Genomic DNA, 14,809 nt, shown 5'->3' on the forward strand with positions numbered 1-14,809 from the left:
CACACGACAACTAGTTGACTTCAGACGACAGCTGACCCAAGGTGAGCGCTGTGCCCGCCATCCGCTCCGCCGGTCTCCGCGGCTTCCGCGCGACCGTGGCCGAACTGGGCGGGGACGCCGAGGCGTACGCCGTCGCGGCGGGGCTGCCCGTGGACGCGCTCGACGCCGACGACCTCCTCGTCGAGGACGTCGCCATGGCCGCGGTTCTCGAGATCGCCGCGGCGGAGCTGGCGTGCCCCGATCTGGGGTTGCGGATCGCACGGCGCCAGGATCTCGGCATGCTCGGGCCGCTCGCACTCGCGATCCAGAACTCCTCGACCGTGGGCGAGGCACTCGAGTGCACCGAGCACTACCTGTTCATCCATGCCCAGTCGCTCAGCCTGCGTGCCGAACTCGACCCGTACGGGACGCCGGGGATCGTCGCGCTGCGGTACGGAACGAAGCCCGGGGTCGTCGCGCCCGTCCAGGGCACCGACATGGGGCTGGGGTTCCTCCACCGCGCCACCATCGCACTGGTCGGCGGGTCGTACGGACTCCGCTCGGTCGAGCTCCCCTACGTGCCGGCGGCTCCGGTGTCGGTCTACGAGAACTTCTTCGGCGTCGCGGTCAGCGTCGGCCGTCCCGCCGCCGTCCTCCGGGTCCCGGCCACACTCCAGAACCGACCGCTCCACGGCGGAGACTCGAACCTCAAACGGCTGGCCCTGGCCTTCCTCGCTCGGCAGGGCGCCGGACCCACCACCGAGGTGGCACCGCGAGTGCGCACCATCCTGCAGCAGTCCCTCGGCACCACCCCACCGCACATCGACGGTGCCGCACATCTGCTGAACCTGCACCCGCGGACGTTGCAACGCCGATTGGCCGGGGAGGGAACGTCGTTCGCGGCGATCGTCGACGAGGTGCGCCGCACGGAGGCCCATCGGTACCTCACGACGACGTCGCTGCCGATGAGTCAGATCGCGGCCGCTGTGGGACTGTCCGAGCAGTCCGCCTTCACTCGTGCGTGCCGACGGTGGTGGAACGCGACGCCCACCACCGTCCGCCGCGGCGCTCTCTGACCCGACTCAACTGAAGTCGGTCGACGCCAGATCCTTCTCGTCGTCCACGATGGCCTTGACGATCCGGTCGGCGACAGCGTCCGGATCGAGACCGTCCGGCATGGTGGGCGCCGTGCCCGCGATCGCGCGCCCGGCCAGACCGGTCTCGGTGTGCGGCGGACGTACGTCCACGACCCGCAGCTTGCGCCGACGCGCTTCCGGTCGAGCCGCCTCGACGAACGAGCTGATCCCGGCCTTCGCCGCGCAGTACGCAGCCATCCCGCCGACGGGCTTCTCCGCGATCACCCCACTGATGCTGACGACGACGCCCCCGGACTCCACCTCGGTGAGTGCCGATCGCACCAGCCGCAGTGGCGCCAGCAGATCCACCAGCAGGAGATCGTCGACGGTGTCGTCGTCCACCTCGGCCGCGGGTCCGAACGCCACCACGCCCGAGGCGATCACGACGCCGTCGAGCGTTCCGGTGTGGCTCTTGGCCGCCGCGATCAGGTCGGCCGGGGCCGCGGGGTGGGTCAGGTCCGACGCCACGAGGTGCGCGCTGCCCAGGTCGACACCGGCCAGCGTCTGCTCCGAGCGGCCGGACGCGGTGACGGTGGCGCCGGCGTCGAGCAGGCGGCGAGTGATGCGCGATCCGAGAGCGCCGGAAGCGCCGGTCACCAGGAAGTGCTTGCCCGGGAGGTCCATGTCAGTTCTCCAATCCGGCGAGTGTGTCGACCACGGCTGCGGTGGCGGACCGGGTCCAGGTCACCGGGTCCTGTCCCTGCGGGCTCACGCACAGGGTGTCGACTCCGAGCGCGGCGAACCCTTCCATCTCCCGGAGGAATCCGGCCTCGTCGGCCACCGGGTCGAGCGAGGTGATGATGGTCTTCTCGATTGCCGCGTAGTCGCGGTTCTCGCGCTCGCAGTGACCGCGCAGCACGTCGAGCTTGTGTGCCACGGTCTCCTGGTCGGGGGCGAAGAGGTTGCACAGCGAGGCGTACCGCGCGACGAACGCAAGTGTCTTCTTCTCCCCCGACCCGCCGACCATGATGGGCGGACCCGGACTCTGCAGCGGCCTCGGCTCGCAGAGCGTCTCGGCCAGCGAGTAGTGCGTGCCCTCGAAGGGTCCGTCGTCGTCGCTCCACATCTGTCTGCAGATGCGCAACGTCTCCTCGAGACGCTCGAACCGCTCGGCCGTCGACGGGAACGGCACACCGAGGCCGCGGTGCTCGCGCTCGTACCAGGCCGCACCGATGCCGAGCATCGCTCGACCGCCGGAGAGCACGTCCAGGGTCGTGACCGTCTTCGCCAGGAGCCCCGGATGCCGATAGGTCACGCCCGTGACGAGCAGGCCCAGGCGGATGCTCTCGGTCCGGCCCGCGAGGAAGCCCAGCGAGGTGTAGCCCTCGAGCATGGGGTCCTGCGCGGTCGCCAGATTCTCCATCTGGAACCAGTGGTCCATGAGCGTGAACAGCGTGCACCCGCCGTCCTCCGCAGCGCGCGCGGAGTCGGAGAGCAGTCCCGCCGTGGCCGCGGAGCCACCCGGAAGGGTGAAGTAGGGATAGTGGACTGCCAACTGCACGATGGTTCTCCTCGATGGTCGGATCAGCACTCCGCCGACGCGGTGCACTCCCGGGGAACATTCGGAGCACCGGGCACCGTTGGTCCTCGTATGACTGGTTCGAGAACGACACGCACCGTGGTCGCCACGGCCTTCGGTGGACCCGACGTCCTGGCGATCCGCGACGAGGTGGTCGACGAACCGGGTCCCGGACAGGTCGTCGTGGACATTCGCGCCGCCGGCGTCAATCCGTTCGATCACAAGCTCTACAGCGGCGCATTCGGGACGGACGAGAGCACACTCCCGCTGCACCTCGGCAGCGAGGCGTCGGGCGTGGTGTCCGCGGTGGGGCGCGACGCCGTCGGACCGGCGGGTCCCGTCCGTGTCGGCGACGAGGTCATCGTTCTGGCAGACGGTGCCTACGCCGATCGCCTTCTCGTCGATGTCGACGCGGTGCTGCCGAAACCGCAGGCGCTCGGCTGGGAGGAAGCGGCCGGGTACTCCCTCACTGCGGCCACCGCCTACGACATGGCGGAGCTCGCGAGCGTAGAGGAGGGCGACTGCGTCCTGATCCACGGAGCATCCGGCGCCGTCGGCTCGCAGGCGGTCCAGCTCGCCCTGCACCGCGGAGCACAGGTGATCGGCACCGCGAATCCCCGCAACCTCGACGCGGTGCGCGCCCTCGGCGCCGTCGCAGTCGCGTACGGCGACGGTCTGCTCGACCGGGTACGCACCGCGGCGCCCGACGGCGTGGATGCCGCGCTGGACACGGCCGGCACCGACGAGGCGATCGACGTGTCCCTGGTGGTGGTGCAGGACCGGACGCGCATCGTGACCATCACTGCCTTCGGTCGGGCAGCCGACGAGGGTTTCCGGTCCGCGGGCGGCGGGAACAACGAGAGCGCCGCACGGCGCAAGGAGGCGCGTCTGCCTCTGCTCGAGTTGGCCGGATCGGTGATCACCGTGACGGTGGCCGGGACGTTTCCCCTCGCGGAGGCGGCCACCGCTCACCGCGAACTGCAGACGCACCACCCGCGCGGCAAGTACGTCCTCGTCCCCTGACGACGGCCTCGCGGAGACGCGCGGGGGTGGGGAGACTACCGTTGAGCTCAGAACGCATAGACATCTAGGAGCGGATACATGAGCGTCGAGACGAACGAGAAGAAGCGCCACCGCGTCGTCGTCATCGGTTCCGGCTTTGGTGGCCTCTTCGGCACACAGGCCCTCAAGCGAGCCGATGTGGACGTCACGCTCATCGCGCGGACCACCCACCACCTGTTCCAGCCACTGCTCTACCAGGTGGCCACAGGCATCCTCTCGGTCGGCGAGATCGCCCCCGCGACCCGCGTCATCCTGCGCAAGCAGAAGAACGCCGAGGTTCTGATGGGTGACGTCGAGACCATCGACCTGACGAACAAGACCGTCACCTCGCGGCTGCTCGAGCGCGAGACCGTGACGCCGTTCGACAGTCTCATCGTGGCTGCGGGCGCACAGCAGTCCTACTTCGGCAACGACCACTTCGCCGAGTTCGCACCCGGCATGAAGACGATCGACGACGCCCTGGAACTGCGCGGACGCATCCTCGGCGCGTTCGAGCAGGCCGAGTTGTCCACCGATCCGGCCGAGCGCGAGCGCCTGATGACGTTCGTCGTGGTCGGCGCAGGCCCCACCGGCGTCGAGCTCGCGGGCCAGATCTCCGAGCTCGCGACGCGCACGCTCGACGGAGCCTTCCGCAACATCGACGCCAAGGACGCGAAGGTGGTGCTGCTCGACGCGGCGCCCGCCGTGCTCCCCCCGATGGGAAAGAAGCTGGGCGAGAAGGCCGCGAAGCGCCTCACTAAGCTCGGTGTCGACATCCAGCTCAACGCGATGGTCACCGGCGTCGACAACGACGGTCTCACCGTCAAGGACAAGGACGGCACCGAACGCCGCATCGAGGCGCAGTGCAAGGTCTGGTCCGCCGGCGTGCAGGCCAGCCCGCTGGGCAAGCAGCTCGCCGACCAGTCCGACGGCACCGAGGTCGACCGCGCGGGCCGTGTCGTGGTGGAGCCGGATCTGACCGTCAAGGGACACCCCAACGTGTTCGTGGTCGGCGACATGATGTCGGTCAAGGACGTCCCGGGTATGGCGCAGGGCGCGATCCAGGGCGCGAAGTACGCGGTGAAGCAGATCAAGGCTTCACTCGACGGACAGAACCCGTCCGAGCGCAAGCCGTTCTCGTACTTCGACAAGGGGTCGATGGCCACGGTGTCGCGATTCAGCGCCGTGTGCAAGGTCGGCAAGCTGGAGTTCGGCGGATTCATCGCCTGGGTCGCATGGCTCGGACTCCACCTCTTCTACCAGGTGGGATACCGGAACCGTCTGACGACGGTGATCTCCTGGTTCGTCACCTTCCTGGGCAAGGGTCGGGCGCAGATGGCGTCCACCGAACAGCAGGTGTTCGCGCGCCTCGCGATCGAGCAACTCCACACGCTCGAGCAGGAGAACCGCGTCGACGGCGTGGCGATCCCCACCCGCACGGTCGAGGCGACCTCGAAGGCGGCGGACCGCGAGTCCGGTGCCACGGCCGACGCAGCGGAACAGAGCAAGCAGCTCGACAGCACGGAGAAGCGGGCCGCCTCCGGCGCCTCACCCACACCGGCGGAGCGTCAGGGCGAGGAGCCCTCCGCGAACGACGGAGCGGCGGAGACCGCGGAGGCCAAGCGCGCAGGCTGATCTCCCCGCGCCGAGAGCGCAGCGACCGACCGGGTGACCGGGAGCCGATGGCCGAGCCAGGTGGACAGTGTTCCGCCTCCGGCCATCGGCATCGTCGTCTCCAGACCGGCCACGGCGTCTCCGGAGGGACTGTCCGCCAAGCACTCCGGCCAGGTCAACGTACTGATCGACGCGGTCGGCGCGAAGAGCGCGTCGTGCCCTGCGGCGCCCCTGCCCAGGTCGAGTCGGTGGCGGAGCACCGGACCGGCCACGCCGTCGACTCGAAGGAGACCCGACCACCGGCCGTCCAGTTCCCCGGTGCGGCCGATCTGGATTCGTTCGCGCACGGCGGCGCGTACCCGGTCGCCGAGATGCAGCGACACCGACGATCGGTGGTCCGCCGACCCGGCGACGATGGTGGGTTCCGGGTCCACGATCACCTCGGCGCCGTCCTCGACGTCCACGGTCCACGACGCGTGTGACACGTCGGTCGAGCGCCCGGGCAACGCCACCGAGGCGGCGACACTGCACACGTGCAGCCGCGCCCCCGCCTCGACCACGATCCGGACGTCGATGGTGTCCCCACCCAGCGGGGTCGCGGCCGAGCCGACGAGGTGGACGCGGTCGACACCGGTCCGGCGCACGGCGAGCCCACCCACCGCCTCGATGCGCGGTGACCTGCTCCGCGACGCGACGACGAGCACCGTCGAGCGCAGGGCGCCGTGCGTCGTCACGTCAGGCGGCGACGGCAGCGAGCTGCTCGCGCACCCAGGTGAGCACCACCGTCGCGGCAGGATCCTCCGTGAGCGAGATCAGAGCGGTGGGACGACCCTCACGCACCCGCACCGCGTCGTTCTCCATGACCGTGAGGTCGGCACCCACCATGGGGGCGAGATCGGTCTTGTTGATCACGAGCAGATCCGAGAACGTCACGCCGGGACCGCCCTTACGCGGCACCTTGTCACCGCCGGCGACGTCCACGACGAAGATCTGCACATCGATCAGCCCGGACGAGAACGTCGCGGTGAGGTTGTCGCCGCCCGACTCGACGAGGATCAGATCGAGTGGCGGATTGGCGTCGACCAGGTCGTCGATGGCGTCCAGGTTCGCCGTGATGTCGTCACGGATCGCCGTGTGCGGGCAGCCGCCGGTCTGCACGGCCGTGATGCGCTCGTCCGGCAGAACTGCGTGGCGGCGCAGGAAGTCGGCATCCTCCGTCGTGTAGATGTCGTTGGTCAGCACGGCCAGCGACAGTTCTTCGCGCAGCTGGCGGCACAGCGCCGCCACCAGTGCGGTCTTGCCGGATCCGACGGGACCGCCGATACCAACGCGCAGCGCTTCTCCGGGTGTGCGGACGCGCTTGGGCCGGTCCAGGGCGTGGGAGTGGGGCTCGCCGTCGATGAGATGCGGAGGCATGGGTGTTCTCTCTTTCTGTGGGGTGATCAGGAGACGAAGAGGGGGCGTTCGCGCCGGACGTGACGTTCGCCGAGGTGGTCCAGCAGCGGATCCGATTCGTCGGACAGAGCCGGGAGCGCGCGTGCGACCGAGGCCGCGATCCGGTCGCACTCGGCCGCAAGCGCCACGGTGCACCCCGCCACGGCGCCCGGGTCCAACGCGAGAAGTCGCTGGGCGGCGATGGCGGCGCCCGTCATGGCCGTGTAGATCTGCACGGACGCCGTCTCGTACGGTCCCGCGCCGGTGACGGCACCGACGACTCCCGCCACGACGGGCAGGTGCGGGCGCCGTCCGACCGCCGTCCAGTCGTGGTCCGGCCACACCGTCTCGGCGAGGCGACGCAACCCCCTCCCCTGGGCGCGGGACGCGGCGCGAGCCGCAGGAGACGGCGTGCGGGCGTCGGTCTCGCGATCGGCGGTGTCCGCGGGCAGGACACCGGCGGCCACAGCGGCAGCGATCGACGCCGCCACGGCGCCGCTGATGCGCATACGCCGCAGCAGATACGCCTCGAGCGTCGGCAGGTCCCGGACGAGTCCCTCGGCGATCGCCTCCTCGACTCCCCCCGAGTGCACGTGCCCACCGATCGGGAGCCGTGAGTCGGCGAGGGTGAGCAACGTGGCGAGGCCGACACCGGAATGCGGATTCGTCATCAGAACAGGAAGTACCGCTGCGCCATCGGCAGCTCCGTCGCCGGCTGCTCGGTCCAGACGTCGCCGTCGATGCGGACGGTGAAGGTGTCCGGATCGACCTCGATGCGGGGAACCGCGTCGTTGTTCACCATCTGTGCCTTCCCGATGCCGCGGACGTTCCCGACCGGAACGAGTCGACGCGCGACGTCGAGGCGATCGGCCAGCCCGTCGTCGAGCGCCTGGGGCGCGACGAAGTGCACGGACGTGGCGGCCGCCGCCTTGGGTGCCGCTCCGAACATCGGTCGCGGCAGTTCCGGCTGCGGTGTCGGAATCGAGGCGTTGGCGTCGCCCATGGTGGCCCACGCGATCATGCCACCCTTGATCACCAGATGCGGCCGGACACCGAAGAACGCCGGCTCCCACAGCACGAGGTCGGCCAACTTGCCGGGCTCGACGGATCCGACCTCGCCGTCGAGTCCGTGCGCCACGGCCGGGCAGATCGTGTACTTCGCGACGTACCGCATCGCGCGGTTGTTGTCCGCACGGTAGTCACCGGCGAGGAAGCCACGACGCTTCTTCATCACGTGGGCCGTCTGCCACGTCCGCATGACCACCTCACCGATGCGTCCCATGGCCTGCGAGTCGCTGCCGATCATCGAGATGGCACCCATGTCGTGCAACAGATCCTCGGCCGCGATGGTCGAGGGGCGGATGCGGCTCTCGGCGAAGGCGAGGTCCTCGGGAATGGACGGGCTGAGGTGGTGACAGACCATCAGCATGTCGAGATGCTCGTCGAGTGTGTTGACCGTGTGCGGCCGAGTCGGGTTGGTCGAACTCGGGAGCACGTGGGGCTGCGAGGCGACCGTGATGATGTCCGGCGCGTGCCCGCCGCCCGCACCCTCCGTGTGGTACGAGTGGATGCCGCGACCGGCGATCGCGCCGAGGGTGTCCTCGACGAAGCCCGCCTCGTTCAGAGTGTCCGAGTGGAGCGCCGCCTGCACACCGGCCTCGTCGCAGACCCGCAGGCACGCGTCGATGGCGGCCGGGGTCGAGCCCCAGTCCTCGTGCAGCTTGAAACCCGATGCGCCGGAACGTAACTGCTCCCACATCGCGTCGGGTGAGACGGTGTTGCCCTTGCCCAGCAGCGCGACGTTCAGCGGCCACCCGTCCATGGCCTCGAGCATCCGCGCCAGATGCCAGGCACCCGGGGTCACGGTGGTCGCCTTCGTGCCCTCGGCGGGGCCGGTGCCGCCGGCGATGATGGTGGTGATGCCACCGCCGAGCGCCTCCTCCATGAGCTGGGGGGCGATGAGGTGCACGTGGCAGTCGATGGCGCCGGCGGTCAGGATCTTGCCGTTGCCGGCGATGATCTCGGTGGACGGCCCGATGACGAGACCGGGATGCACTCCCGGCATGGTGTCCGGGTTCCCGGCCTTGCCCAGCGCCACGATCCGTCCGTCACGCAGTCCGACGTCGGCCTTGATCACGCCCCAGTGGTCGAGAACCACGACACCGGTGATGACCGTGTCGGGCGCACCGTCGGCCCGCGTGGCCCGCGACTGTCCCATCGACTCGCGGATCACCTTGCCGCCACCGAACACGGCCTCGTCGCCGGCGAGACCCGGCCCACCGCTGCGGTCCTCGGTGATCTCGATCAGCAGATCGGTGTCTGCCAGGCGGATCCGGTCACCCGTGGTGGGTCCGTACAGCTCCGCGTAGCGCGAACGATCGAGGTACGCCATCAGTGACCGTCCCGGGGTGTCGTGTCGTCCAGTGCGCCGGGCGGGGTGAGCGAGATGCCGTGAACCTCGCGGAGACCGCCGATGTCGACGAGCACGACCTCCTGCGCGATACCCGGTTCGAACCGCACCGCGGTGCCCGCCGGGATGTCGAGGCGTTTCCCGTGCGCGGCGACGCGATCGAACGTCAGCGCGGCGTTGGCCTGCGGGAGATGGACGTGACTACCCACCTGCACCGGCCGATCGCCGTCGTTCACGACGTCGAGAGTGAGCGACGCACGACCGGCGTTGAGCTCGATCGACCCGTCCTCGGTGATGATCTCTCCGGGAATCACGCGTACTCCTTCACGAGATCGGGTCATGAACGGTGATGAGCTTGGTGCCGTCCGGGAACGTGGCCTCCACCTGCACCTCGTGCAGCATCTCCGGGATGCCGTCCATCACGTCGGCGCGGGTCAGCACCTCACGGCCCGACGACATCAGTTCCGCCACGGACCGCCCGTCGCGTGCGCCCTCGAGCAGGTGGTCGGTGATCAGCGCGATCGCCTCCGGATGGTTCAACCGGAGTCCGCGCTGCTGCCGGCGACGCGCCAGTTCCGCGGCGTAGCTGAGCAGCAACCTCTCCTGCTCGTGCGGAGACAATCTCATGGGGGACACTTCCCTTCGCGGCGAACGACGGCGACAGGCAATGCTGGCACGACCTCGGCCGTCGCGCTCGCCGGACGCGCGTCAGGACGCGCCGATCCGCCCGGTGTCCTCGATGTTCTGCAGTCGGACCTGGCCGCGGGCGATGAGACGGTCCGCGGCATCGGTGATGGTGACGGTCCAGATCTGCTGGGTCCGCCCGCGGTGCACGGGCAGTGCCTCGGCGGAGAGCACGCCCTCGCGGGCGGCGCGGATGAAATCGGTGGTGTTGTTGACTCCGACGACGTGGCCGCGATCCCCCAACCACAGGGCGCCCGCCGTGCTCGCCAGCGACTCGACGACGGCGCAGTGCACGCCGCCGTGCACGATCCCGAACGGCTGCAAGAGCTCCGGGCGCACGGTCCACTCCGCGGTGACCCGATCGGGCCCCAGTTCGCGGAACTGCAGACCCAGCACCTTCCCGAAACCGCTGTCCAGCTGCTCTCGAAGTTCGTCCGACACCGACGGTGACACATCGTTCATGGCGTTCAGTGAATCACGTGGACGGACACGAAGCGGCGGGCCTCGCAGTGTGTCGCGAGGCCCGCCGGGGCACGGACGCCGACGTCGCTGCAGCCCTCAGGACGTCGGCACGATCCGAAGTTCGTGTGGCTCGGACTATACAGGATAGCCTTGCCTAAGTCACGCAAGTCGCCGTAACCGAACGCGCCACCCCGCGTCGACGAACGCATCGAGGAGCATCTGCCCCCTGCGCCAGCCGCCGTCACGAGACACGCCACCCAGCAACGGAACTCGTGCCGAGGCGCCGAGGACCGACTCGCCCACGATGCGGCTCATCTGCGTGGCGTCCAGAGGACCGAGCGCGGACAACCCTGCCGCGGCGACCTCGAGCGAGCGAGCAGCGCGATGCGCGGTCCAGGCCGCGAGCGCCTCGTCGCACGGCATGACCACCGTTCCCGCGGTCGCGCCCGAGCCGGACACCGAGCGCAGCGCCGTGTCCCGCACGCCCGCCCAGTCGATGCCCACGTCGCTGTCGAGATGGATCCAGAGATTCTCGGGGCCGGGGTCCCACACCCGTCCACATCCGACGAACGCCGCGGCCGACCGTCCCACGACCGCGTGCACGAGTGCGGCCGCCACCTGGTCCACCGCACGACGCGGGTCCGGATGGTCGAGCGACGACCGGCGCAGCAGGGCCTCGAAGCGGCCCGACTCGAGCCCGGTGGCGAACGACCACCAGCGACGCTTGCTCTGCTCGGCCATGTCCGCGACGGCGTACACGCGGGGGGCCTCCGGATCGAGGTGTCGCAGAGCGGTCATGGTGTGCCGGAAGGCGGTGGACACCGCGGCTCGACGATCGTGCGGTGAGACGACGGTGTCGATCGTGACTGTCATCGGATGGAACTCCTCGTCTGCAGGTGCCCGGACGGTGACACGCACCGACCGGTCGAGGCGACCGGTCGAGTCATAAGGTAAGCCTAACCAATACATCAAAGACAACCGGGTGTGGTTCGCATCACCGCGAGACCGCGCCGCCACACGACTGCTTAGGCTTGCGTAACCTTCCATGAGAGACACCACCACACCGATCGAGGAGGACCGCGTGACCGACACCGCGTCCGGACCTCTCGCATCTCACCCCGGCCCGAACGACCTCCCCGAGCCCGGCACCACGGTTCGTCCCGATCGCGACTACTCGATCGCCGACGCGGATCGGCGGGCGCCCGGCCGGGTGACCGTCGCGGCAGCCTCGGCGGTCGACGTCGGTGTCGTCCTGCTCCCCCTCGTGCTCGGCCTCGTCGTCGTCCGATCGCTCGCCGACGACAACGGCGGCGGCCAGGTCGACCGCGCGGTCTTCGGCGTCATCGCGGTGCTCGCGGCCGCGGGTGTGCTGGTGTGGAACCGGGGGTTCCGGGACGGTCGCGCCGGACAGAGCGTCGGAAAGTCCCTGTTCGCCCTCGTGCTGCGGGACGCCGAGACCGGTGACGCGGTGGGCGTCCGACCTGCTCTGACGCTGCGTCGGAAGCCCGGTGTCGAGACGGTCCGGCTCACCGTCGCGGTCGCGGAGGACTTCGAACCGGTCGCTCCGGACACCTCCTCGGCAGCGACCCGTCGACGCCGAACCTCCGGACTGATCATCCTCGTCGCCGCCATCGTGCTCGTCGCGCTCATGAGCGTGGCCGTCGGTGCGCGGCCGCTCACCTTCGCCGAGATCTTCCATGCGCTGTTCTCCGCCACCGGGACCGACACCGACGTGATCGTCCGGTCGCTACGCCTCCCCCGCACGATCCTCGGACTCGTCGTGGGCATCGCACTCGGCGTCGCCGGCGCCCTGATCCAGGGCCACACCCGCAATCCGCTCGCCGATGCCGGGTTGCTCGGCCTCAACGCCGGTGCCGCCTTCTTCGTCGTCATGGCGATCTACCTCTTCGGCATCACCTCCCCCGGTGGCTACCTCTGGTTCGCCTTCGCCGGCGCTGCAACCGCCAGCATCGTCGTGTTCGGTACCGCGTCTCTGGGCGGGGCGAGGGCCAACCCGCTGTCGTTGGCCCTCGCGGGAGCCGCGATCGCGTTCTTCCTGCAGGCCATGACCAACGCGGTGGTGCTGCTCGATCAGACCACCCTCGACAGCTACCGGTTCTGGGTCGTCGGCTCCGTCTCGGGACGCGGGCCGGACATCTTCTGGACCGTGCTCCCGTTCATCGTCATCGGGCTGATCATCGCCGTCGCGGGCACGCCCGCCCTCAACACGATCAGCCTCGGCGACGACGTCGCCCGCTCACTGGGCACCAACATCACCCTCACGCGCGTCGTCGGCATCGTGGCCATCACACTTCTGACCGGCGCGGCGACCGCTGCGTGTGGGCCCGTGGCCTTCGTCGGACTGGTGGTGCCCCACATCGCGCGTGCCATCACCGGCCCGGACTATCGCTGGCTGCTCCCGTTCGCCGGCGCGCTGGGCGGTGTCCTGCTCGTGCTCGCCGACGTCATCGGTCGCGTCGTCGTGCGGCCCGGTGAACTGCAGGTCGGCATCGTGCTCGCGCTGATCGGCGCGCCGTTCTTCATCGCCCTGGTACGCCGTCGGACGTTGGTGTCGCTGTGACCGCCCACCCGACCGTCCGTTCCGCGGCGACCGCGCCGTCGGTGGCGGGTCGCCCGGCCTTCCGCATGGGACCGCTGTCGACGGTGCGTCGCCCCGCCAGGGTGCTCGTCACCCTCGCCCTCGCGATCGTGCTGTTCCTCGTGTTCTGTCTGAACGTCGGGCGCGGCGACTACCCGCTGTCGATCCCGGACGTCGTGAACGTGTTGGTGGGCGGCGGCTCGCGGATCGAGCGTTTCGTCGTCATGGACCTCCGCCTGCCGCGTGCCCTCACGGGCGCGCTCGTAGGAGCTGCGCTCGCCGTCTCCGGCGCGTTGATGCAGTCGATCACCCGCAACTCACTCGCGAGCCCGGACATTCTCGGCATCACGTCCGGCGCGAGCGTCGCCGCCATCTCGCTGATCGTCCTGAGCGGCACCAGTACGGCCGTGGGCCTGTTCGCCACGCTCGGCGTGACCCTCGCCGCTCTCGTCGGCGGGCTGCTCACCGCAGCGCTGGTGTACCTGTTGTCGTGGCGGGGCGGAGTTCAGGGCATGCGGCTGGTGCTCGTGGGCATCGCGATCAACGCCATGATGGTCGCGCTGATCGGCTGGATGTTGGTCAATGCCGACATCACCGACGTCACCCGCGCCCAGCTGTGGCTCACCGGGACGCTGTCCGGCGCCACGTGGTCGCAGGTGTGGCCCGTCACCGCCGCCGTGGTCGTTCTCGGAGCGGGCTCGGTGATCATGTCGTTCCGACTGTCCGCCATGCGGCTCGGGCCGGACACCGCCCGCTCGCTGGGCGTGGACGTGCAGCGGTCCCAGGCCGTCCTGCTCGTCATCTCGGTCGCGATGGCCGCCATCGCCACGAGCGTCGCCGGCCCGATCGGATTCGTGGCCCTCGCCGCGCCGCAGATCGCCCTGCGGCTGACCCGGTGCGCCGAGCCTCCGCTGATCGCCTCGGCCCTCACCGGCGCCGTCACCGTGGTGGGGTCCGACCTGGTGGCGCGCACGATTCTGCCGGTCGAGCTCCCCGTCGGCATCGTCACGTCCGTCCTCGGCGGACCCTTCCTCCTCTATCTGCTGGTCCGAGTCAACCGAAAGGCGACAGTATGAGCGTGCACGCGCATCCGGAGATCACCGGAGCCACACCTCCGCACCGTCTCGCCGCGGAGAACATCTCGGTCGGCTACGGCGACCGCATCATCATCGAGGGGCTCGACCTCGAGATCCACACCGGCGTCGTCACGACGGTCATCGGACCCAACGGCTGCGGCAAGTCGACTCTGCTGCGCGCCCTCGGCCGCCTGCTGTCCCCGCGCCAGGGCCAGGTGACGCTGGACGGCAAGGCGATCGGCCACATGAAGACCCGCGACGTCGCGCGCACTCTCGGGGTGCTCCCGCAGTCGCCGATCGCCCCGGAGGGGCTGACGGTGGCGGACCTGGTGGCACGAGGCCGCCATCCCCACCAGTCCTGGATCCGGCAGTGGTCCCGCGACGACGAGTCCGAGGTGGCGCGTGCGCTGAAGCTCACCGGTATCGAGGATCTCGCCGAACGTCCCGTCGATCAGCTCTCGGGAGGACAGCGCCAGCGTGCCTGGATCTCCATGGCACTGGCGCAGGGCACCGACGTCCTGCTCCTCGACGAGCCGACCACCTACCTCGATCTCGCGCACTCCATCGAGGTCCTCGACCTGGTGGACCGGATGCACGACGAGATGGGCCGGACCGTGGTGATGGTGCTGCACGACCTCAACCTGGCCGTCCGCTACAGCGACCGTCTCGTGGTCATGCACGAGGGAGCGATCGTCGCCAGCGGTGCGCCGTCCGAGGTCATCTCCGAGAAGATGCTCTTCGACGTCTTCGGCCTGTCCGCGGCCGTCATCGACGACCCGGTCTCCGATCGTCCGCTGATCGTGCCCATCGGCACCCGCCACGTCCGGGCGGGCGCCGGCATCCGACCGGCCTGAC

The 14,809-nt window shown here is 69.8% G+C and carries 15 protein-coding genes and 1 pseudogene; 6 read left to right on the forward strand and 10 right to left on the reverse strand.

The genetic code is table 11. The features are described 5' to 3' along the window. The first annotated feature begins 41 nt into the window (after window positions 1-41). Window positions 42-1,055: an AraC family transcriptional regulator gene (locus BR07_RS0110485; protein WP_027505411.1), complete on the forward strand. Its 1,014-nt coding sequence runs from the start codon at window positions 42-44 to the stop codon at window positions 1,053-1,055. 6 nt (window positions 1,056-1,061) lie between these two features. Here the strand turns inward: BR07_RS0110485 and BR07_RS0110490 are convergent, their stop codons facing one another. Together BR07_RS0110490 and BR07_RS0110495 are read right to left on the reverse strand one after the other, a co-directional pair. After that, window positions 1,062-1,739: an SDR family NAD(P)-dependent oxidoreductase gene (locus tag BR07_RS0110490; protein ID WP_027505412.1), complete on the reverse strand. Its 678-nt coding sequence runs from the start codon at window positions 1,737-1,739 to the stop codon at window positions 1,062-1,064. 1 nt (window position 1,740) lies between these two features. Beyond that, on the reverse strand, window positions 1,741-2,616 hold the full coding sequence (locus BR07_RS0110495) for an LLM class F420-dependent oxidoreductase (RefSeq protein WP_027505413.1): 876 nt from the start codon (window positions 2,614-2,616) through the stop codon (window positions 1,741-1,743). A 90-nt stretch (window positions 2,617-2,706) separates the two neighbouring features. Here BR07_RS0110495 and BR07_RS0110500 point away from each other — a divergent pair, with 90 nt between their 5' ends. Together BR07_RS0110500 and BR07_RS24135 are read left to right on the forward strand one after the other, a co-directional pair. Then, entirely contained in the window at window positions 2,707-3,657 is a 951-nt protein-coding gene (locus tag BR07_RS0110500) for an NADP-dependent oxidoreductase (RefSeq protein ID WP_037185428.1), read from the forward strand. A 78-nt stretch (window positions 3,658-3,735) separates the two neighbouring features. Further along, a pseudogene (locus tag BR07_RS24135) lies at window positions 3,736-5,074 on the forward strand (NAD(P)/FAD-dependent oxidoreductase); the annotation flags it as partial. Window positions 5,075-5,243: 169 nt separating this feature from the next. On the opposite strand, the gene BR07_RS24140 reads toward BR07_RS24135, so the two are convergent. The 8 genes from BR07_RS24140 to BR07_RS0110545 form a co-directional block, all read right to left on the reverse strand. Further along, the gene (locus BR07_RS24140) at window positions 5,244-6,005 is read right to left on the reverse strand and encodes an urease accessory protein UreD (protein ID WP_081821225.1); all 762 of its coding nucleotides are present in this window, start codon (window positions 6,003-6,005) and stop codon (window positions 5,244-5,246) included. Window positions 6,006-6,024: 19 nt separating this feature from the next. Further along, on the reverse strand, window positions 6,025-6,705 hold the full coding sequence (gene ureG / locus BR07_RS0110515) for an urease accessory protein UreG (protein ID WP_027505415.1): 681 nt from the start codon (window positions 6,703-6,705) through the stop codon (window positions 6,025-6,027). A gap of 26 nt (window positions 6,706-6,731) precedes the next feature. After that, the gene (locus tag BR07_RS0110520; RefSeq protein WP_027505416.1) at window positions 6,732-7,394 is read right to left on the reverse strand and encodes an urease accessory protein UreF; all 663 of its coding nucleotides are present in this window, start codon (window positions 7,392-7,394) and stop codon (window positions 6,732-6,734) included. Next, a complete protein-coding gene (locus tag BR07_RS0110525) occupies window positions 7,394-9,115 on the reverse strand; it encodes an urease subunit alpha (RefSeq protein WP_027505417.1) in 1,722 nt (573 codons plus the stop codon). Before BR07_RS0110525 ends, BR07_RS0110520 begins: the two co-directional genes overlap by 1 nt. After that, window positions 9,115-9,447: an urease subunit beta gene (locus tag BR07_RS0110530; protein WP_027505418.1), complete on the reverse strand. Its 333-nt coding sequence runs from the start codon at window positions 9,445-9,447 to the stop codon at window positions 9,115-9,117. Before BR07_RS0110530 ends, BR07_RS0110525 begins: the two co-directional genes overlap by 1 nt. A gap of 10 nt (window positions 9,448-9,457) precedes the next feature. Next, window positions 9,458-9,760: an urease subunit gamma gene (locus tag BR07_RS0110535; RefSeq protein ID WP_027505419.1), complete on the reverse strand. Its 303-nt coding sequence runs from the start codon at window positions 9,758-9,760 to the stop codon at window positions 9,458-9,460. A gap of 81 nt (window positions 9,761-9,841) precedes the next feature. After that, window positions 9,842-10,279, reverse strand: coding sequence for a PaaI family thioesterase (locus tag BR07_RS0110540; protein WP_027505420.1), 438 nt, complete (start codon window positions 10,277-10,279; stop codon window positions 9,842-9,844). A 159-nt stretch (window positions 10,280-10,438) separates the two neighbouring features. Continuing rightward, entirely contained in the window at window positions 10,439-11,152 is a 714-nt protein-coding gene (locus BR07_RS0110545; protein ID WP_037185644.1) for a hypothetical protein, read from the reverse strand. A 172-nt stretch (window positions 11,153-11,324) separates the two neighbouring features. Here BR07_RS0110545 and BR07_RS26575 point away from each other — a divergent pair, with 172 nt between their 5' ends. The 3 genes from BR07_RS26575 (at window position 11,325) to BR07_RS0110560 (ending at window position 14,808) form a co-directional block, all read left to right on the forward strand. Next, a complete protein-coding gene (locus tag BR07_RS26575; protein WP_081821203.1) occupies window positions 11,325-12,860 on the forward strand; it encodes a FecCD family ABC transporter permease in 1,536 nt (511 codons plus the stop codon). A 65-nt stretch (window positions 12,861-12,925) separates the two neighbouring features. Next, window positions 12,926-13,954, forward strand: coding sequence for a FecCD family ABC transporter permease (locus BR07_RS0110555; protein WP_081821226.1), 1,029 nt, complete (start codon window positions 12,926-12,928; stop codon window positions 13,952-13,954). After that, complete coding sequence (locus tag BR07_RS0110560) at window positions 13,951-14,808, forward strand: ABC transporter ATP-binding protein (protein ID WP_037185434.1); 858 nt, start codon at window positions 13,951-13,953, stop codon at window positions 14,806-14,808. Before BR07_RS0110555 ends, BR07_RS0110560 begins: the two co-directional genes overlap by 4 nt. Window position 14,809 lies beyond the last annotated feature (1 nt).

The sequence above is a fragment of the Rhodococcus sp. UNC23MFCrub1.1 genome, assembly GCF_000686025.1.
Lineage (GTDB): Bacteria > Actinomycetota > Actinomycetes > Mycobacteriales > Mycobacteriaceae > Rhodococcoides.